The organism is Streptomyces telluris (genome assembly GCF_024519335.1).
In the GTDB taxonomy this organism is placed as follows: Bacteria; Actinomycetota; Actinomycetes; order Streptomycetales; family Streptomycetaceae; genus Streptomyces; species Streptomyces telluris.
This window is the reverse complement of record NZ_JANIID010000010.1, coordinates 165,921-185,228: the sequence shown is the minus strand read 5'-3', so window position 1 is coordinate 185,228 and position 19,308 is coordinate 165,921. Positions and strand designations below refer to the sequence as shown.

18 protein-coding genes, 1 tRNA gene and 1 other RNA gene are annotated in these 19,308 nt (G+C 72.6%); 11 read left to right on the top strand and 9 right to left on the bottom strand.

Annotated elements, in window-relative coordinates; all coding sequences use genetic code 11:
* The 5 genes from NQU55_RS14425 to NQU55_RS14405 all read left to right on the top strand — a co-directional run bounded on the left by NQU55_RS14425 (nucleotide 1) and on the right by NQU55_RS14405 (nucleotide 4,343).
* Nucleotides 1-915, top strand: coding sequence for a TauD/TfdA family dioxygenase (locus NQU55_RS14425; RefSeq protein WP_168090659.1), 915 nt, complete (start codon nucleotides 1-3; stop codon nucleotides 913-915).
* 215 nt (nucleotides 916-1,130) lie between these two features.
* Complete coding sequence (locus NQU55_RS14420; RefSeq protein ID WP_168090660.1) at nucleotides 1,131-1,493, top strand: darcynin family protein; 363 nt, start codon at nucleotides 1,131-1,133, stop codon at nucleotides 1,491-1,493.
* Nucleotides 1,490-2,449, top strand: coding sequence for a hypothetical protein (locus NQU55_RS14415; protein WP_256790638.1), 960 nt, complete (start codon nucleotides 1,490-1,492; stop codon nucleotides 2,447-2,449). The genes NQU55_RS14420 and NQU55_RS14415 overlap by 4 nt, the downstream gene beginning before the upstream one ends.
* Entirely contained in the window at nucleotides 2,442-3,875 is a 1,434-nt protein-coding gene (locus NQU55_RS14410) for an MFS transporter (protein ID WP_168095109.1), read from the top strand. Before NQU55_RS14415 ends, NQU55_RS14410 begins: the two co-directional genes overlap by 8 nt.
* Before the next feature lie 186 nt (nucleotides 3,876-4,061).
* Nucleotides 4,062-4,343, top strand: coding sequence for a hypothetical protein (locus tag NQU55_RS14405; protein WP_168095110.1), 282 nt, complete (start codon nucleotides 4,062-4,064; stop codon nucleotides 4,341-4,343).
* 94 nt (nucleotides 4,344-4,437) lie between these two features.
* Here NQU55_RS14405 and NQU55_RS14400 read toward each other — a convergent pair whose 3' ends face one another.
* The 7 genes from NQU55_RS14400 to ffs all read right to left on the bottom strand — a co-directional run bounded on the left by NQU55_RS14400 (nucleotide 4,438) and on the right by ffs (nucleotide 11,315).
* Nucleotides 4,438-5,355, bottom strand: a complete 918-nt coding sequence (locus NQU55_RS14400) for a helix-turn-helix domain-containing protein (protein WP_168095111.1) — start codon at nucleotides 5,353-5,355, stop codon at nucleotides 4,438-4,440.
* Nucleotides 5,356-5,619: 264 nt separating this feature from the next.
* Nucleotides 5,620-6,648, bottom strand: a complete 1,029-nt coding sequence (locus NQU55_RS14395; protein ID WP_168095112.1) for a methyltransferase — start codon at nucleotides 6,646-6,648, stop codon at nucleotides 5,620-5,622.
* A 179-nt stretch (nucleotides 6,649-6,827) separates the two neighbouring features.
* Nucleotides 6,828-7,484 carry a DUF5063 domain-containing protein gene (locus NQU55_RS14390; protein ID WP_168095113.1) on the bottom strand — a complete coding sequence of 219 codons (657 nt, stop codon included), beginning with the start codon at nucleotides 7,482-7,484 and terminating at the stop codon, nucleotides 6,828-6,830.
* Entirely contained in the window at nucleotides 7,477-8,076 is a 600-nt protein-coding gene (recR, locus tag NQU55_RS14385; protein ID WP_168095114.1) for a recombination mediator RecR, read from the bottom strand. Before recR ends, NQU55_RS14390 begins: the two co-directional genes overlap by 8 nt.
* Nucleotides 8,077-8,201: 125 nt before the next feature.
* A complete protein-coding gene (locus NQU55_RS14380; protein ID WP_168095115.1) occupies nucleotides 8,202-8,546 on the bottom strand; it encodes a YbaB/EbfC family nucleoid-associated protein in 345 nt (114 codons plus the stop codon).
* A 189-nt stretch (nucleotides 8,547-8,735) separates the two neighbouring features.
* On the bottom strand, nucleotides 8,736-11,111 hold the full coding sequence (locus NQU55_RS14375; protein WP_256790637.1) for a DNA polymerase III subunit gamma and tau: 2,376 nt from the start codon (nucleotides 11,109-11,111) through the stop codon (nucleotides 8,736-8,738).
* 109 nt (nucleotides 11,112-11,220) lie between these two features.
* Nucleotides 11,221-11,315: signal recognition particle sRNA small type (ffs, locus tag NQU55_RS14370), an RNA gene on the bottom strand.
* Between the two features lie 100 nt (nucleotides 11,316-11,415).
* Here ffs and NQU55_RS14365 point away from each other — a divergent pair.
* A tRNA-Ser gene (locus NQU55_RS14365) sits at nucleotides 11,416-11,500 on the top strand.
* A gap of 211 nt (nucleotides 11,501-11,711) precedes the next feature.
* On the opposite strand, the gene NQU55_RS14360 is transcribed toward NQU55_RS14365, so the two are convergent.
* Nucleotides 11,712-12,470 carry a helix-turn-helix domain-containing protein gene (locus NQU55_RS14360; protein ID WP_168095686.1) on the bottom strand — a complete coding sequence of 253 codons (759 nt, stop codon included), beginning with the start codon at nucleotides 12,468-12,470 and terminating at the stop codon, nucleotides 11,712-11,714.
* A gap of 248 nt (nucleotides 12,471-12,718) precedes the next feature.
* Here NQU55_RS14360 and NQU55_RS14355 point away from each other — a divergent pair, with 248 nt between their 5' ends.
* The gene (locus NQU55_RS14355) at nucleotides 12,719-13,390 is read left to right on the top strand and encodes a DUF4097 family beta strand repeat-containing protein (protein WP_168095687.1); all 672 of its coding nucleotides are present in this window, start codon (nucleotides 12,719-12,721) and stop codon (nucleotides 13,388-13,390) included.
* A 100-nt stretch (nucleotides 13,391-13,490) separates the two neighbouring features.
* On the top strand, nucleotides 13,491-14,651 hold the full coding sequence (locus NQU55_RS14350) for a serine hydrolase domain-containing protein (RefSeq protein WP_256790636.1): 1,161 nt from the start codon (nucleotides 13,491-13,493) through the stop codon (nucleotides 14,649-14,651).
* A gap of 204 nt (nucleotides 14,652-14,855) precedes the next feature.
* On the opposite strand, the gene NQU55_RS14345 is transcribed toward NQU55_RS14350, so the two are convergent.
* Nucleotides 14,856-15,530 (bottom strand): TetR/AcrR family transcriptional regulator C-terminal domain-containing protein, encoded by a 675-nt coding sequence (locus NQU55_RS14345; protein ID WP_256790635.1) that lies wholly within the window; start codon nucleotides 15,528-15,530, stop codon nucleotides 14,856-14,858.
* 165 nt (nucleotides 15,531-15,695) lie between these two features.
* Between NQU55_RS14345 and NQU55_RS14340 the strand changes: the two genes are divergently transcribed.
* From NQU55_RS14340 to NQU55_RS14330, 3 genes are all read left to right on the top strand, one after another.
* On the top strand, nucleotides 15,696-16,214 hold the full coding sequence (locus NQU55_RS14340; RefSeq protein WP_168094427.1) for a hypothetical protein: 519 nt from the start codon (nucleotides 15,696-15,698) through the stop codon (nucleotides 16,212-16,214).
* A 382-nt stretch (nucleotides 16,215-16,596) separates the two neighbouring features.
* Nucleotides 16,597-17,643, top strand: a complete 1,047-nt coding sequence (locus tag NQU55_RS14335) for a trypsin-like peptidase domain-containing protein (protein ID WP_168094428.1) — start codon at nucleotides 16,597-16,599, stop codon at nucleotides 17,641-17,643.
* Complete coding sequence (locus NQU55_RS14330) at nucleotides 17,636-19,267, top strand: VMAP-C domain-containing protein (protein WP_168094429.1); 1,632 nt, start codon at nucleotides 17,636-17,638, stop codon at nucleotides 19,265-19,267. Before NQU55_RS14335 ends, NQU55_RS14330 begins: the two co-directional genes overlap by 8 nt.
* Nucleotides 19,268-19,308: the final 41 nt, after the last annotated feature.

Here is a 19,308-nt window from a genome sequence, read left to right as displayed (position 1 = left end):
ATGTTCGCCGCCACCATCGCCCCGTTCGGCACCGGCCAGGGCCGCCTGATCACCGCCGAGGACGGCGCCGCGCTGTCCGAGCTGCGCCCCCGGGAGGTCGTCGCCGAGCTGGCGGAGGCCGGGTTCCTGCTGCTGCGCGGGTTCGCGCCCTCCCTGGAGGACTTCTCCCTCTTCGTGAAGCACCACTCCGACCGGGTGACGCTCGACCCGGCCCGCTCCTTCCACGGCGGCGACGTCGCCCAGAAGGTCGACGTCGGCTACGACTCCGTGGGCCTGCACACCGAGAACGGCAACAGCCCGTTCGCGCCGGACCTGACCTGGTTCCTGTCGGAGAAGGCCGCCTCCAGCGGCTCCCAGACCACCGTCTGCGACGGCTACCGCGTCTGGGACGCCTTCGGGGAGCGGACCCGCGCCGCCTACCTCGCGCAGGACGTCCTCTACAGCCGCCGCGTCGAGGAGGCCCGCTGGAAGGGCTTCGTCAGCCACCACTCCGGCGGCACGAAGGCCCCCGAGGACATCACCGTGGACGACATGCGCGCCCTCGCGCAGGGCCAGGGCCGCACGGTCATCGAGCTCCTCGACGACGGCGCGATCCGCTACGACTTCCACATCCCCGCCGCGCACCCGACCCTCTTCGGCGACCGGCTCGCCTTCGCCAACAGCATCCTGGGCCCCTCGAACAACTACGAGCCGCCGCGCATCACCTTCGCCGACGGCACGCCCTTCGACGCGGAGCTCGTCGAGGAGACCGAGCGGGTGACCGCGGAGATGACCGAGGAGATCGTCTGGCAGGACGGCGACGTGGCCCTCGTGGACAACACCCGGGTGATGCACGGCCGCCGCCCCATCGAGGACCCCGAGCGGACGATCTACAACGCCCAGAGCTACCTGGCCGCGGAGCTGCGCAGCCGCTGATGCGCCCGGCGCCGGCCTGCACGGCGGGCGGCCGGCCTGCACGGCGGGCGGCCGGCCTGCACGGCGGGCGGCCGGCCTGCACGGCAGCCGGCCCTCGCAACCGCCCGGGCCGGGCGGAAATGCCCGGCCCGGCCCGCCCCTCACCCGGTCCCCGGTCTCAAGTACCGGGTCCCCGGTCCCAGGTTCCCGATCGTCCGAAAGGGCCCCCAGACCTCATGCGCTACACCATCGTCCTCAGTTACGCCTTCAGCCCCGCCTGGCTCAACCTCACCCGCGACGAGCGGAACGCCATGGAGGAGCAGTACATCCAGCCGGTGTTCGCCAAGTACGCCGACCGCGTCTCGGCCCGCTTCTTCGACGCCGAGGCCTTCCACGCGCAGCACACCGACTTCGCCCTGCTGGAGACCACGGACCTCCGGGCGTACTACCACCTGATCGAGGAACTCCGCGACACCCCGCTGATCGGCCGTCAGTACCTCGCCTTCACCGACATCAAGATCGGCATCGAGGACGGCTACCGCAGCTACGAGGAGTCCGTCGCGGAGTCCGCCCCGTCCGCCGAGGAGATCCAGAAGTGACCACCGCCTTCGCCGCCCCCGCACCCGCCGTCGCTTCCGCCGTCGCCGTCGCCGACGCCGACGCGGACTTCGCCGCCATCACCGCCGACGCCCACACCAACACCTTCCACCCCGGCGCCTTCGACTGGTCCCTCGCCCGCACCCCCGAGGAACTGGCGTTCCTCTCCCGGCTCTGCTTCGAGGAGCCCGGCCACGAGGAGGCCTCGATCGCCTACCTCACCAAGGAGCTCGCCCAGCTGGCCGAGATCGAGCGGCACGTCGCCGCGGTGATGGCCCTCGTCCTCGCCGAGCTGCAGGCCGACGACTCCCCGCTGAACCGTGGCGACGACCTCCACTACGCGCTGTCCTGCTTCGCCGCCGAGGAGACCCAGCACGCCAACACCTTCTACCGCTACGTCCGCACGCTCTCCGGCCACGACCTCAAGCTGGGCGACAACCTCTTCGCCGAGCGCTTCGCCCTCTACCAGGGCCCGCAGTCGCCCTGGGTGAAGCTGGCCGCCCTGTGCTGCTCGGCGTACGTCGGCGAGTCGGTGATCACCGTCTTCGAGCGGCGCACCGAGCTCATGGACCCGCGGCACGCCCGCTTCTTCACGGACCTGCTGTACAAGCACGGCCTGGACGAGGCCCGCCACATCAAGGTCGACCACCTGGTGATGAACGTGGTGATCCCCGGCTTCTCCGACGCCGACAAGGCCGCGATGCGCGAGCTGCTGGACGCGACCGAGAACTACAACCGCGAGCTGGCCGCGCGCTTCTCGGCCTCCGTCATCGGCGAGTTCGGCTTCGACTACACCGCGGGCAACGTCGCCCACGAGATCCAGATGCAGCTCACGCAGATGTTCGCCGCGCACTCCCACGGCGAGGACGGTGTGTACCGCTCCGTCGACGACGGCCTCGACCCCCGGGCCCGCCTTCTGATCAAGGAGTTCACCGATGCGGAGGCCGTCCATGCCTGAGACGCTCGCCCACCCGCGGCAGGCCGCCGCCTCCGCAGAAACCCCGGCGGAAACCCCCGTCGCGGTCCCCGCCAAGGCCCTCGTCGCCGGCGTCCTCCTCGCCCTCTTCCTCTCCGCCATCGACTCCACCGTCGTCGGCGCCCTCCTCCCGGCCATCGCCCACGGCTTCGGCCACGAGTCGCTCTACCCCTGGCTGGTCTCCGGCTTCCTGCTGGCCGGGGTGCTCTCCGTGCCCTTCGCGGGCCTGGCCGCGGATCGCTCGGGCAGCCGGGCGGCCATGACCGCCGCCCTCGGCTGGTTCGCCGCCTCCTCGCTGGCCGTGGCGCTGGTGACGGACATGCCCTCGCTCATCGCGGCCCGCGCCGCGCAGGGCATCGGCGCCGGCGGGGTCACCGCCCTGTCGTACGTCCTGATCGGCCAGGCCTTCGACAACGCGGGCCGGGCGAAGATGCAGGGCCTGCTCTCGTCGGTCTGGGGGCTCGCGGCCGTCGCCGGCCCGCTGCTGGGCACAGCGGTACAGGCCACCGTCGGCTGGCGCTGGCTGTTCGCCGCGAACGTCCCCCTCGCCGCCGTGGCCGTCGCCGTGATCCTCAAGCACGGTCCGGGCACCCGCTCCGAGAACCCCGGCAAGGGCCCCGACCCGGTCGCGCTCACCACCTTCGCCGCCGCGCTCTCCGCCTTCCTCCTGCTGCTCGTCGGCCCCACCCTGCACCTGCGGGTGTGGTCCTACGGCGCCCTCGCCGCGGTGCTCGTGGCCGCCACCGCCGCGCACGTCCGCCGGCTGCGCGCCCCCGGCCGTACGGGCATGGTGCCCGCGGACTTCGCCGTCCGCCCGGCCCAGCGCAACGCGGGCCTGGTCACCATCGGCGCGGCCGTGACGCTCTACGCGTCGGTGACCCTGCTGCCGCTCGCCCTCACCGCGTCCGGCAGCGCCGGAAGCGACACCGCGGGCCTCCTCGTCGCCCCCGGCGCCCTGGGCTGGGTCGTGGGCTCGGCGCTGACGGCCCGGCTGCTGCAGCAGCGCTCCGCCCGGACGACGGCGATCGGCGGCACGTTCCTGCTGGCGCTCGGCAGCGCAGTCCTGGCCCTCTTCCCCGGTACGTCAGTCGCCGGCGCCGCCGTCGCCGAGCTGCTGATCGGCGTGGGGACGGGCCTGGTGACCTCGACCGCCCTGGTGCACGTCCAGAACGCGGCCCCGGCCCGCCTGATGGGCACGCACACCTCCACGGTCACGCTCCTGCGCAATCTCGGCGCCGCCATCGGCGTCAACCTCCTGGCCACCGTGCAGACCACCGCCGCCCGCAGCCTCGGCGGCCCGCACGCGGACACCGACGCCTACCGCATCGCCTTCGCCGTCCTCACCGCCCTCGCCCTGCTGACGGCCCTGGCCGCGGCCCGGCTGCGGCAGACGCGCACAGCGGACTGACGCGTACGGATTGCCCTGCACGCGCATCTTGCCCTGCACAGCGCATCGAGCCCTGCACAGCGCATCGAGCAGACCGGTCATGCCCCCGCAGGGAGCCGAGCACCAAGGCTCCCGGGCGGGGGCGGCACGCTTCCGGCGGAAAAACCGTCCACCAGGGCAAGTGCCCTTTCACCGAAGGAACCCGCCATGACCTCACGGCCCCGCAGTCTCCTCACCCTCACCACCCCCGACAGCACCCTCCGCCGCGCGGCCGCCATCACGGCGGCCCGGCTCGCGGTGCTGCTGCCGCCCGGCTGGTACGCGGACCTGCACCTCACCGGGGACGGGGACATCCACGTGCGGCCCGCCGGACCGGGCGGGGCCGGGGACGAGGCACTGGCCGGCATGCTCGACCACCCGGCCCTGCAGGGCTGGCGGCTCGCTCAGGACGCGGCGGCGGCGCCCTGCCCGGCATGCCCCGCCTCGTAGCCCGGCTGCGGCCCCGTAGCGCGGCCGCGGCCTCGTCAGTCCAGCCGCGGCCTCGTAGCCCGGCTGCGGCCAGCCCGGCCGCCGGGGCGCGGGCTCAGATCCAGCCCCGCTCCTTCGCCTGGACGGCGGCCTGGAAGCGGCTGCTGGCGTCCAGCTGACCCAGCACGTTGGCCACGTACCGCTGGAACGTGCGCAGGGAGACACCCAGTTCGCGCGCCGCGACCTCGTCCTTGTCGACCCGCGAGAGCACGTCCAGCACCTGCTTGTCGAGCTCGGACAGCGGGTTCTCGTCGCCGCCGTCCACGGAGGAGATGTCCACGGCCGACTGCCAGGTGTGCTCGAAGAGGTCCACGATGCTGGTCACCAGCCCCGGTTGGCGTACGACGACGGCGCCGCGCCGGTTCTCCCCCGGGTCGAGCGGGACCACGGCCTGGCTCCGGTCGTAGACGACCATCCGCTGAACCGGTTCCTCGACGCAGCGGACCTGCGCCCCCGCCGAACCGAGCTCTTCCAGGTAGGCCCTGGTCAGGGTGTCCTGCAGGGCCTCGCGGACGACGATCATCCGGAAGGTCAGGCCGCGGCGCAGGCAGCGCATGTCGAGGGGACGGGCCGCCTCGATGTTCTTGACCCGCCAGGGCGAGCTGGGGTGGATCGCCATGACCTCGCGGTACGCGAAGAAGGCCAGCTCGTCGAGCCGCTCCCAGATCTCCCGGCCGCCGGTGACGTGCTCGATGTCCGCCGCCGGGGCCCGCACCCCCTGCCGGAACTCCTGCCCCAGCTCGGAGACCGCCGATCTGGCCGCGTCCACCTGCTGCATCCGCGCCCGCAGGCCGGCCAGGGCGTCCTCGATGAGCCGCTCGACGCCGATGGCGGGGTCGACCGCCGTGACCCCGCCGTCGCGGGTGTGCACCAGCCCCAGGCGGGCCAGCCGCTCCAGGGCGGGACAGACGTCCGATCCGGCCAGCCCCAGCGCCGCGCAGAGCTCCTCGACGGTTCCCTTCTCCCCCTTCAACAGGAACCGATAAATCAGCTCTTCTTCCTCAGTGACTCCCAAACACCCCAGGAGCACTTCATCCCCCCACTTCTCGGCAGCTCCTTACGATCAGGACCAATGGCCGATACTGGCACGCCTTTCCAGCCAAATGATCAAGCGGGGGAACGTTTGACCCTTGTTTTACTGCGGACAGGTTTGGCCTTCACCTGCGGCGGAGCCGGACGGGCGCGCTCGGGGGCGTAGGGCTCGGCGCAGGGCTCGGCGCAGGCGCGGCGCAGGGCTCTATTCGGCCACCGCTTCGATGATCGAGGCGAAGGTCTCCGTGGCGATGACCCGGCTCACCCGGAACCCCGCCTCTCCGAGCAGCGCGCGGAACTCCTCCTCCGTACGCTCCCGGCCCCTCAGACAGGCCAGCATGATGAGGTCCAGCCCCTTGGCGAAGTGCGGGTCGTTGCCCGGCGGCAGGACCGCGTCCACCGCCAGCAGCGTGCCGCCGGGGGCGATCGCGGCGCGGATCGCGCGCAGGATGCGCAGGCAGTCCTCGTCGTTCCAGTCGTGCAGGATGTGCTTCAGCAGGTAGACGTCGCCGCCGGGCGTCACGGCCTCGAAGAAGCTCCCGGCGTCCGTGCGCCAGCGGCCCGCGGTCTCCTTGACGTCCAAGAGGTGCGCGGCGACGGTCTGTTCCTGGTCGAACAGGACGCCCGACAGCCCGGGGTTGCGGGTGAGCACGGCACGCAGGAGGCCGCCCCGGCCGCCGCCGACGTCCACGACCGTGCCGGTGGCCGGAAACGCATACGTCTCGGCGACGACCTCGTCCTCGGGGCCGGACATGGCGGCCATGCCCGTGTCGAACCGGGCCTGCGCCTGCGCGTCCGTGTGCAGGTAGTCGAAGAACGGCATGCCGTACGCCGCGTCGAACGGCGCCTCGCCCGTCCGCAGGGCGTCCTCGAAGCCCGCGGCCGAGCGCCGGAAGACCTCCTCGGTGAGCCAGATCATCCCGCTGTGCGCCGAGCCGGGCACGTCCGTACGGAGCAGCTCGGCGGCCGGGGTGAGGCCGAAGGCGCCGTCCCCGTCCTCCTGGAAGATGCCGCGCGTGGCCAGCAGCCGCAGTAACCGGCGCAGCGTCGGCCCGTGCAGGCCCGCGCGGCGGGCGAGCTCGTCGGGCTGCAGCGGGCCGCCGGCGAGGTGGTCGGCGACGCGGTGGACGGTCACGGCGCGCAGCGCGGAGGCTTGGAAGAGGCCGAAGGCGACCTCGCTCAACTGGGCTGCCAGAGCAAGGTGATGTGCGCCGGTGCTGGGAGTGGCATCCATGTCTTCATCCCCTCGTGTAGGTCTGCCTTGCAGGCTACGAAGGGAAGGAGGACAGGAACGTCTCATCCTCAACTATGGCCGAAGTGCGCTGCGTACAGCGCACATCGGAACGTCAGCGTTTCGGCGCTTCGGCGCTTCGGCGCGTCGGCGCTTCGGCATTTCGGGTGCCGGGCGGACCCTCAGGCGCCGCGCAGGCCCAGCGGACCCGCGATCTCCGCCTCCATGACGCGGCCCGCCTCCTCGGCGAGCTGCTCCTCCGTGGCCGCGGAGTCCGTGTCGAGGTCGCCCAGCTCGTCCAGCGGCTGGTCCAGGCGGACGTGGGCCACCAGGGACTGCAGGGCGCGGAGGGAGGCCGAGGCCGTCGGGCCCCAGTTGGACAGGTAGGAGAACTGCCACCACCACAGGGCCTCGCTGACCCGGCCGTCGCGGTAGTGGGCCATGCCGTGCCGCAGGTCGGTGATGATGTCGGCCAGGTCGTCGGAGATCCGGCAGGCGACGGGGGCGGAGCGCGGCACGTACGGGTCGAAGACCTCCGAGTAGACGTCCACGGGGTCGAGGAGGCGCGCGAAGCGCTCCCGCAGCTCGTCGACGTCCGGCTCGGGGCCCACGTCGGGCTCGTACCGCTCGTCGGGGAGGAAGTCCTCGTGCGCACCGAGCCTGCCGCCGGTGAGGAGCAGCTGGGAGACCTCCAGCAGCAGGAAGGGAACGGCACTGTCGGGCTCATCGCCGCGCGACACCTCGGCGACGGCGACGATGAAGCTCTCGATGGAGTCCGCGACCGAGACCGCGAAGTCGTCGGGGTCGCGCTTGGCGTCGTGCAGCGTTGCGTCAGACATCGAGAAGTCGTCTCCCTTCGAAGGCACGCCCGAGCGTGACCTCGTCGGCGTATTCAAGGTCTCCCCCTACGGGGAGGCCGCTGGCCAGCCGCGTGACCTTGAGCCCCATGGGCTTCACCATGCGGGCGAGGTACGTGGCGGTGGCCTCACCTTCCAGATTGGGGTCGGTGGCCAGAATCAGCTCGGTGACGGTGCCGTCCGCGAGCCGGGCGAGCAGCTCGCGGATGCGCAGATCGTCGGGACCGATGCCCTCGATGGGGCTGATCGCCCCGCCGAGCACGTGGTAGCGGCCGCGGAACTCTCTCGTCCGCTCGATGGCGACGACGTCCTTGGACTCCTCCACGACGCAGATCACCGAGGCGTCGCGGCGCGGGTCCTGGCAGACCCGGCACCGCTCCTCCTGGGCGACGTTGCCGCAGACCGCGCAGAAGCGGACCTTGGCCTTGACCTCGGTCAGGGCGTGGGCGAGCCGGCGGACGTCGGCCGGCTCGGCCTGGAGGATGTGGAAGGCGATCCGCTGCGCGCTCTTGGGACCGACGCCGGGCAGCCTGCCCAACTCGTCGATGAGGTCCTGGACCACGCCTTCATACACGGATCGAATGCTCCTTCTCGGGCTTCTTCAGTTCGGTCTTCGTCAGCTCGGTCTTGTTCGGCTGCGGCGGGTGCGGCGGGCCGCCGTCGGATGCGGCGGAGCCGCCGGGGCCGCCAGGGCCGCCGTCAGAACGGCAGGCCCGGGATGCCGCTGCCGCCGCCCAGGCCCTGGGCGAGCGGGCCGAGCTTCTGCTGCTGCAGCTGCTGCGCGGCGGCGTTGGCGTCACGGACGGCGGCGACGACGAGGTCGGCGAGGGTCTCGGTGTCCTCGGGGTCGACGGCCTTGGGGTCGATCACCAGGGACTGGAGCTCGCCGGCACCGGTGACCGTGGCCTTGACCAGGCCGCCGCCCGAAGAGCCCTCCACGGGCGTACGGGCGAGCTCTTCCTGCGCCGCGGCGAGATCCTGCTGCATCTTCTGCGCCTGCTGGAGGAGCTGCTGCATGTTGGGCTGGCCACCACCGGGAATCACGGGTTCGCTCCTGGCTCTCGACGACGTTTGTCTCGGTAGCCCGAGCCTACGTGGTCGCCGCCTCCGGCGCCCCATGCCGGGCGAAGAAGAACGGGGGGCGCCCGGGGGCGCATGTGGCGCACCCGGGAATTCCCGCACCGCTCGCTCTGCCTGCTCTACCGCTCGATTTGTGCTGCCGGCGCTGCCGCTCTACTCGTTCGCGATCTCTTCGATGACCGTCGCGCCCAGCTCGCGGACGATCAGGTCGTGGCCGGTCAGAGCCGTCTCGTCGAGGTCGGGATCGTCCTCGGCGGGCATGTCGTCCTCGGGGGCGACGGGCGGGGGCTCGGGCTCGCGGTACGCCTGGGCGGCCGGGGGCGGCGGGGGCGTGGGCGAGGCGGGCGCCTGGGGCTGGTGGGACTGCGGCTGCTGCGGGGCGGCCGGGGCGAGAGCCGCGGCGGGCCGGGCGGCGGGGGCCGCCGCTGAGGGGGCGTAGCCGCTGCCACTGCCGCCGCCGAAACCGCTTCCTCCACCGAAGCCACCGCTGCCGCCGCCGTAGCCGCCTGCGGGCGCGCCGGGGCCGGTGCCGCCCGCACCGCCGCCGCCTCCCCCGCCGACGACCAGCTCGATCTTCCACTGGACCTGGCCCTGGTAGACGTCGCCGATCGCCTGGCGCAGGACGTCCTCACTGCCGCTGTTGGCGAAGCTGTCGCGCGCGCCGGCGTTGGCGAAGCCGACCTGGACGGTGGTGCCGTCGAAGCCGACGACCTCGGCGTTCTGGCTCAGGACGATCCAGGTGAAGCGGCGGCGGTTCTTGACCGCGTCCAGGATGGCGGGCCACATCTGGCGGACCTGGGTGGGGTCGCCGACGGCCCCGGCCCCGGAGCCGGACCCGGCCCCGCCGAAGGCGGCCGGGGCGGGGGCTGCGGGTGCGGCGGGTGCGGGAGCGGCGGGGACCGGGGCGGCCGGGCCGCTGCCCGGGGCCGCGGCGGTCGGCCAGGCGCCGGGGCGGGAGCCGGCGGGGGCCTGGCTCGCGGGCGCGCCCTGGGCAGGTGCGCCCTGGCCGGGCGCGGCGGCGGTCGGCCACGCACCGGCGGGGCGTGCGGCGGGGGCTTCCGGGGCGGGGGCCTGAGGCGCCTGCGGGGCCGGGGGTGCCTGGTGCGCCGAGGGTGCTTGGTGCGCCGAGGATGCCTGGTGCGCCGGGGCCGGAGGGGCCGCCGGGGCAGGCTGGGGAACCGGGGCGGCAGTGACCGCCGGGGCGGGGGCGGCAGCGGGTGCAGGAGCCCCGGAGACCGCCGCGCGGGCGGCGGCCGGACCCGACAGCCCGGGGACGGGCGCGGGCTGCCCGTACGCCTGGTCAGGGGCGTGCGCGCCGGGACCCGGCACGTAGCCCGCGGCGGGCGCCATGGGAGCCGTCACGAGCGCGGCCGCGCCACGCTCCAGCTTGTCGAGCCGGGCCCGTACGGACCGCTCGTCGTCGTACGCGGCGGGCAGCAGCACGCGAGCACAGATCAGCTCCAGCTGCAGGCGCGGCGAGGTCGCCCCGCGCATCTCGGTCAGGCCCTCGTTGACCAGGTCGGCGGCGCGGCTGAGCTCGCCCGGGCCGAAGACGCCGGCCTGGGCCTGCATGCGCTCGACGAGGTCGGCCGGGGCGTCCAGGAGGCCCTTCTCGACCGCGTCGGGCACGGCGGCGAGGATCACGAGGTCGCGCAGGCGCTCGAGGAGGTCGGCCACGAAGCGGCGGGGGTCGTTGCCGCCCTCGATGACGCGGTCCACGACCTCGAAGGCCGCGGCGCCGTCGTTCGCCGCGAAGGCGTCGACGACGGCGTCGAGCAGCGAGCCGTCCGTGTAGCCCAGGAGGGACGTCGCCATGGCGTATGTCACACCGTCCTCGGCGGCGCCGGCGAGGAGCTGGTCCATCACGGACATGGAGTCACGCACGGAACCGGCACCGGCGCGGACGACGAGCGGCAGCACGCCGTCCTCGACGGGGATCTTCTCCTGCTCGCAGACCTCGCCCAGGTAGTCACGCAGCGTGCCGGGCGGGACGAGCCGGAACGGGTAGTGGTGCGTACGCGACCGGATGGTGCCGATGACCTTCTCGGGCTCCGTGGTCGCGAAGATGAACTTCAGGTGCTCCGGCGGCTCCTCGACCACCTTCAGCAGGGCGTTGAAGCCCGCCGAGGTGACCATGTGGGCCTCGTCGATGATGTAGATCTTGTAGCGGCTGGAGGCGGGCCCGAAGAAGGCCTTCTCCCGCAGCTCACGGGCGTCGTCCACACCACCGTGGGAGGCGGCGTCGATCTCGATCACGTCGATCGAACCGCGCCCGTTGCGCGCGAGGTCCTGGCACGACTGGCACTCCCCGCACGGGGTGGGCGTCGGCCCCTGCTCGCAGTTCAGACAGCGGGCGAGGATGCGCGCGCTCGTCGTCTTGCCGCAGCCGCGTGGTCCGCTGAACAGATACGCGTGATTGACCCTGTTGTTCCGCAGCGCCTGCTGCAACGGGGTGGTGACATGCTCCTGCCCGATGACCTCGGCGAAGGACTCGGGGCGGTAACGGCGGTAGAGCGCGAGGGACGACACACGTACGACGATATCGGGCCGCACTGACAAGTGGTCTCGATCACATCTGCAGACCCCCGCGGACCCCGCCGCGACGCCCCGCACGGACCGCGGCGCACCCCCGGGAAACACAAGGGCCCCCCACGCACCCGCCAGAGCCCACTTACCCTTGCTGCCTTCCGGCCCTGGGGGAGTTCGGTGAGATAGCGCCACGTGAGGGGCTTGTCCCCCAGCCTAGCGGATCCCGGGCAGTGCCCGTGCCCGCTCCCCCACCCCGGGAGAAGGCGTTCGCGAGCACCCCTCGGAGTCTTGTATTGTTTGCCGCGGAGGATTCGCCTAGAGGCCTAGGGCGCACGCTTGGAAAGCGTGTTGGGGGCAACCCCTCACGAGTTCGAATCTCGTATCCTCCGCCTGTTCAGAGGGCCGGACCGCATCAGCGGTCCGGCCCTCTGGCGTTTCTCCGTTTCTCCGTTTCTCCGTGCGTCTCAGTTTCCGCCTCAGCCGGATTCCGCGGGGCCGGGACGGATGAAGGCCCCGGCCGGTTTCCCCGGCCGGGGCCTTCATCGTTCCGTCAGGGGCGGCTTCGCCTCGGCGCTCCGGTGGTCGCCGGGGCGGCGTCGGCTATCCGCGGTCCGCGCGCGGCTCGGCAGGGGCGGTGGCCGGGGGCGTTCCGGGTTTCGTGTGGAGGATTGCGCGGGCCTGCTCCGCGGCGCGGGAGGTGCTCTCGGAGACGAAGTCGAGGAAGCGGGCGATGCCCTCGAGGCGGTTGGCGGCCGGAGTGTCGGAGCCGAGGACGCCGACGCCCTGCCGTGCGATCTCGACGACCTGGGCGATGGACCGGGCGGCGGCCACCATCGACTGGTACCAGACGTCGTCGTCGACGACGTAGCGCTCGCGGCGGCGTTCGTCGCGTTCCCTGCGGACGAAGGCCTGGCCCTCGAGGAACGCGATCGCCTTGGAGATGGACGCCGGGCTGACCTGGAGGCGCTGGACGAGTTCGGACGCGGTGAGGCTGCCGGTGTCGGTGAGGGTGAGGCAGGCCATCACCCGGGAACACATCGCGGGCATGCCCGAGCCCATGAGGACGGTGGTGAACGTCTCCTCGTACTCGCGCACGGCCTCGGCATCGCGCCCGTGGGGCTGCGGGGGCGCCTCCGCGCCTCGGGGTGCCGGCCGCTTGCGCCGCTGGGCACGGCGTTCGGTGGCGCGGTGGGCCAGCTCGGCGCGGTAGGCGGTGGGGCCGCCGTTGCGCATCACCTCACGCGTGACCGTCGAGGTCGGGCGGTCGAGGCGTCTGGCGATCTCCGCGTAGGCGAGGCCGTCGGCCAGTCCCAGCGCGATCTGCTGACGTTCCTGCTGGGTGAGTCTGCCTCCCGGCATCGCGGCCTCCTCCGTGCGTAACCCTTCGGTGCCGCCAGCATAGCGTTCACCTTCACTTCATTGCAATGATTCATGCCCACCGTTGCATTACTCGTCAAGATCGTTGCAATGATTGCAGGGCCTTGACCTGCACAGATGCAGATTCTGCGCAACGATGGCGTTGCTTGGCCCGTAAAGGCAACGTAGCTTTTCTCTCGTCGGAAACAACGACGAAGCAAACGAAGCAAACGAAGCAAAGGAAAAACATCATGCAGAAGTTCGCCACCGCCGCCCCGGTCTCCGCCGCCCTCGACATCCCCGCGGGTCTCATCCGGTTCATCGCCGCCGACCGGGCCGACACCACCGTCGAGGTCCTGCCCGCGGACGCCTCCAAGAGCCGCGACGTGAAGGCGGCGGAGCAGATCACGGTCGCCTACGCCGACGGCGTCCTGCGGATCGAGGCCGCGCCGGCGAAGAACCGGGTCCTCGGCAACTCCGGCTCCGTCGAGGTGACCGTCCAGCTGCCCGCCGGCTCCCACGTCGAGGCGAAGGCGGCCCTCGCCGAACTCCGCGGCGTCGGACGGCTCGGCGACGTCGTCTTCGAGGCCGCGCAGGCCTCGGTCAAGCTCGACGAGACCGCGAGCGCCCGCCTCACCCTCCAGGCCGGCGACATCACGGTCGGCCGCTTGGGCGGCCCCGCGCAGATCAACACGCAGAAGGGTGACCTGAGCATCACCGAGGCCCTGCACGGCGAGGTCACGCTGCGCACCGAGTACGGCGACATCTCCGTCGGCGCCGCCCGCGGAACCTCGGCCTCCCTGGACGCTGGCACCACCTACGGCCGCATCCACAACGCCCTCGAGAACACCGGCAACGCCGACGCCCGGCTCGACATCCACGCCACCACCGCCTACGGCAACATCACCGCCCGCAGCCTCTGACCCCGCGGCCGCCGATCCCGCGGCCGCCGATCCCGCACCCTCTGCCCTCATCGCCCTCTGACCCGCAGTCCTTGAGCCGCAGCCCCCGAGGAGCCGCACCATGACGAACACGACCCGCAAGATCACCGAAGCCCGCGACGCCGCCGGGGCGGCCCGCCCGGAGCTGCAGAAGGCCATCGAGGAGATCGTCGATTCCGGTTTCACCGGGGTGCACGTGCGCGTGCACGACGAGCAGGGCCAGTGGGTCGGCAGCGCCGGAGTGGGAAGGCTGGGTGAGAGCGCCGCGCCGCCGGTCGACGGGCGGATCCGGATCGGCAGCAACACCAAGACCTTCACCGCGACCCTGGTGCTGCAGCTGGTGGCCGAAGGCAGGATCCGGCTGGATGATTCGGTGGCCGGCCACCTGCCGGAATTCGGGCTGGACCGGCGGATCACGGTACGGATGCTGCTGCAGCACACCAGCGGGGTGTTCAACTTCACCGGCGAGTACTACGACGACGGGACGGTCGCGCCCGGGATCCCCTGGCAGGGCCGGGAGTGGGTGGACAACCGGTTCAAGACGTACCGGCCGGAGGAGCTCGTACGGCTGGCGCTGTCCAAGCCGGCGCGGTTCGAGCCGGGGACGGACTGGAGCTATTCCAACACCAACTACGTGCTGGCCAGGCTGCTGATCGAGAAGGCCACCGGCGGCTCGCTCGCCGAGGAGATGCAGCGGCTGATCCTGGGGCCGCTCGGGCTGTCGGGCACCCTGACGCCGGACACCCGGGAGGAGATCCCGGAACCGCACGCCCACGCCTACTACCGTTACGAGGACGCCGGCAGGGAGAAGACCGTCGACGTCACCCGCCAGAACCCCTCCTGGATCTCCAGCGGCGGCGACATGATCTCGACCACCCAGGACCTCCACACGTTCATCTCCGCGCTCCTGGGCGGCAGGCTCCTGCCGGCCCCGCTGCTGGCCGAGATGTGCACCCCGCATCCCAAGTCGGGCTACGGCCTCGGGCTGTTCGTACAGGACACGGACTGCGGCGGCACCGTCATCACCCACAACGGCGGCATCGCGGGCCACGCGGCGCTGATGTACAGCACCCCCGACGGCAGCAAGACCCTGACCGCCACGCTGAACTACGTGGACGACGCCGCGATGTCCCTGGCCGAGCCGTTCCAGAAGGCGACGCAGAGGCTCGTCCAGGACGTGTTCTGCGGGGGACAGGCCGAGCCGGCCGACAAGGCGGCCGAGCCGGCTCGGCTGACGGGCTGAGCACTGAACGCCCGGCGCGCAGGCCGCGCCGCCGACCGCCCGGCAGGGCGGCAGGGCGGCAGGGCGGATGAGGGCCCCGACCGGATGCCGGTCGGGGCCCTTGTTGTTGCGCCGTCACGCCGTTGCCCGTTCGGATCCGTACGTCGGCGACGGTCAGGGACCGTCACGCCGTGGCCGGCGAACCCTTCGAACCCTTCGAACCCTTCAGTCCCCCGCGCCGCGCAGCCGGGCCTCCAGGCCGTCCAGGAGGGACCGGAGGCCGAAGTCGAAGGTGTCGTCCGGAGCTTCGGCGTACTCGGCGGACTCGATGCGGGTGCGCAGACGCGGGAACCGGGAAGCGGTCTCGGCGGCCTCCTTCATCGTGGCGGCGAACACCTCCTCCGCATCGCCGCCGTCGCGCTCGATCCGCCGGGTCAGCGCCGCCGCGGCGGCCGCACCGGAGGCGTTGCCGAGAACGTAGGTGAAAACGGCGGCGGCGGCCAGGTCGGCCTGCGGGCCCACGAACCCCGCCTTCTCGTACACGGCGAGGTTGTGGTCGTCGTGGCGCGCCTTGCCGGCGCCGTGGAAGAGGTGGGTCGCGAAGGCCTGTACGAGCCAGGGGTGGCGGACGAACATCGCGTACAGGTCGCCGGCCATGGCGGTGGCCGCGGCGCGCCAGTCGACCGCGTCGAGGTCCGGCAGCCGGATCTCGCCCCAGACCTGGTCGCCGGCGAGCGTGACGAGGTTGTCCTTGTTCTTGACGTGCCAGTAGACGGCGGTGGCGGCCGAGCCCAGGCGCTGGCCGAGGCTGCGCATGTTGAGCCCTTCCAGCCCGTCCGCGTCGAGCAGCTCGACGGCGGTCGTGACGATCTGTTCCCGGGTCAGTGTCTCGCGTGGCATGCGCTCACGATAGGTCCCGGGAGCCGACTTGCACAAAGTTCAGGTGAGCACTTGCACAGTGTTCAAGTTCGGGGCTAGAGTCCTCGACATCAAGAACTTGCACTTAGTTCAAGTCGGGGGGGCGGGAGCCCACCCCGCCCGCTCCGAGAAGAAGGAACCGCCCTCATGAACACGCTCGCCGCCGTCGCCCAGATCCTCGTCGCCGCTGCCTTCGCGAGCATTCCGCTCCTGCGTCACCGCTTCGGCGCCGCCGCCAGGAACGCCGCCGTCGCCGAGCTGCAGCGGCAGGGCGTCCGCCCGGCCGTCCTGGAGGAGAACAAGCTGCGCTTCGACGCGAGCGGTCACGAGTGGTGGGCGCCCGGCGGCTTCGCCGCGGCCATGGTCGCCGCCGCCGTGCTCAACCTGGCCGGGAGCTCCTGGGGCACCACCCTCACCTGGGTCTTCTCCTCCATCGCGCTCCTCGCGAACATCGCCATCCTGCAGAGCCAGCTCGGCGCCGTGAAGTCCGTCCGGGCCGCGTTCCGGCGCAAGGGCGACCCCGAGCTGCTGCGGGTCGACGTCCCCGCCTTCCTCAAGGCCGCCGAGGGCGCCTTCCCCGCCTGGACCCGGGTCCTGCAGAACGTCCGCCACACCGTGGTCTTCGCCGGCTCCGCCCTCGCGCTGACCGCCGCGGCCCTTGTCTGACACCGCTGACGCGCCCGATGCCCCAACGCTCCCGACGCCCCTGACGCGGGTGAAGCCGCTGACGCCACTGACGCCGCTGACGCCGCTGACGCCGCCCGCACCGTAAGAACACAAAGACGGCACCGCGTTCCCCGACGATGCTCCGCCGACTCACCACCCCTGCCGGTAGATTCATGGATGGCGACCGGAGGGGGTCACCCTGCTGAATTCCGGCCACCGCTCCTAGACTTGAGCAGTTGCTTGAGCATTGCTCGACCAGTTACTTGAGCAGGGCTCGGCCAGGAACTTCACCCGCGGGCAAGCCACTGACGCGCGTGACGTCGCAAGAGCACCGCGCAGACGCCGGGGCGACACCGGGACGACGCCGGGGGAGACGATCGCTGTGGGGCCGAATCGAGGGCAGGTACGGGCACTCTCGCCCGAGGGCCACTTACGGGGAGCCGGCATCCTGGTGGCGCCGCGCACCCCGGACGGAGCCGCGCTGCACGTCCTGACCTGCGCCCATGTCGTCCTCAGCGCGTCCGGCACCCCTCCTCCAGGCGAACCGGGCGAACTCAACGTCGACTTCCACGGCCGCAACTGGTCGGCCAAGGCCCGCCCCGTGCCCGGCGGCTGGGCGCCACCGCCGCCCCTCGGCCAGTCCCCTCCCGGCACGTCCCTCTCCGGCAGCGCCGACCTCGCCGTCCTCGCGCTCGCCCCCGGGCACCCCCGCCTCCCCCGGGACTGCGGCCCGCTCCCCCTCGCACCCTGCGGCACCCCGGACGGCCGACGGGTGTCCGTCATCGGCTATCCGCGCGGCGCACCGGCCGGGCTGATCGCGACCGCCGTGCTGACGGGCGGCGGCGGTCCGTGCCCGGACTGGCTGCAGCTCGACGCGCTCCGTACGACGGGCGCCGTCGTGGAGCGCGGATTCAGCGGCGCGGCGGTGTGGGATCCGGACCGGGGCCGGGTCATCGGCCTCGTCACGGCGGCCCACACCGACCGTACGGTCAAGGCCGCCTGGATGCTGCCGGTGGAGGCCGCCGTCCGCCTCTGGCCGCCGCTCGCCGGCGCCGTCAGCGACCGGCCCGGCACCGCCCCCCGCCGGTGCACTCCCCCGCCGCCGGAGCAGCGCTACGAGCTCGCGGACGCCCTCCTCGACGTCCCGGAGATCGGTTACGACTCCGGCCGCTCGCTCCGTGCGGAGCTCCCGCCGCCGTTGCGCCGCGGCATCCGCGAGCACCCCTTCCCCCGCCAGCAGCTGGCGGCGGTCGTCCAGGCCTGCATGGACCGGGAGGGCGGCTGCCCGGCGCTCCGCGCGGCCGTACGGACCGTGTGCGGGGACTCGGTCTCGGCGCGCCACGCCACCGACGTCCTCGGCCGCATCTGCTGCGCCGCCTCACCCGACGGAACCGGCACCGGCGAGGAGGGAACGGGGGACCGTGCATGACCCGTACGAGGGCCCGGGGAACGGCGCCCGCCCTGAGCCGCCGAGGTATCTGGTCGACGCGGTGATGGAGGTCGGCTGCGTCACCGACGACGCGACGCTGCACGACCTCGTCCTCCGGTTCGGCCGCACGGCCCGCTCCGCGCCGGACGGCACGGCCGGGACGAACCGGCGCAGCCTCGTCGTCCAGCTGATGCAGGACCTGTGCGACGGGCCGACGGGGCTCGCCCCCCTGGTGAAGAGCCTGGAGGTGCGCGAGGGCAACTCGGTCGCCATCCGCAAGCTGCGCGTGGCCACCGCGCTGTGGGAGGTGGAGCTGCTGAGCGACGAGGAGTGGGCCGAGCTCTTCCGGCTGCTGGACGGCGTGTGCATCCCCGATCTGCACCGCCGGTACTCGGACTTCCTGCACGCCCTGCGCCTGCCCACGGCGCCCGGTCACTGCACCGAGCCGTGGACGGTCTTCCTGCACGCGGCGACGCTCAACGCCCGCCCGGGGGAGGCCCTGCCCTGCTTCCAGGTCCTGCAGCAGCTGCTGGCCCTCGGGGCGGAGGGCCAGGCCCAGCTGAGAATCGTCGCCTGGGCCCACGACCACGACCCGCACCCCCCTGATCACAACAGCCACAGCCACGATCGCAGCCACAACCACGATCAGGACTACGGCCCCGACCCGCGTCCCGGCCCCGTCCCCCCTCTTCCCCCGGTCCTCCCCGTTCTCCCGCCTCTCCCTCTCCCTTCCTCTCTCCCTCCCCCTCTCCCCGGCGTCTGGGACCCCCCGGACTATCTGATCGTCCGTATCCGTCCGCTGCTCGCCCCCGAGCCCGGGTGTGACGTGCTGCTGTCGCACTGGCGGCGGGCGTTCCCGGACGACCAGCTCCGCGGCAAGGACTGCCGGATCGAACGCTGGCAGGCCGAGCAGGAGGTGCGGCGGCTGATCCGCCAGGCCGAGAGCGACTGGGCGTACCTGCGGTCCGATCTGGCGGTCGAGTTCATGCTGCCGCGCAGCCTGCTGCACCTGCAGGTGGAACGGTGGCGGAAGGCGTCGTTTCAGGGGGCGGCGGGCGTGCTGGGCGAGGACCACCAGGTCGTCGTCCGCAGCCTCGACCGGTTCACCCGGCGCGATCTGCACGGGCGTTGGGGACAACGGTGGGAGGCCTTCGTGGACGGTACGGCCGGGCGGGTGCACTGGTTTGCGGAGGACGGCAGGCGGCATCTGTACTCCGACCCTCCGCCCGCCGTGGTGGTGCTGAGCAGCCCGCCGGCAGGCGCTCAGGGCGCGGACGGCGCGCGCGGTCGTCCGGACGAGCTCGCGGAGGCGCTGCGGGTGGGGGTGCCCGTGGTGCTGTGGGACCGGCGGGGCGGCGGCGACCCGTCCTTCCGCGCGGCGCTGCGCACGCTGCTCGACGGCCGCGACCTGCGCGGCCTGCCCGGTCTGGTCAAGGCATTGCGCATCGAGTCCGGCGATTGCGATCCTGAGGAGAAGGGGGAGGACACCGTTGCCGGCCGCGTAGGCCGCCACGTTGCTCTGCTGTGGGACGATCCCCGCCGGATGCCGGTCATGACCGCCGACGCTCCCACGGGCCCTCCCGTGGACGGTGAGGGGGTGAAGGGGGACGGTGACGCACCCTGACGACGACACGCCCGCGCCCCGGCCCGGCGGCTCGGCCCGGC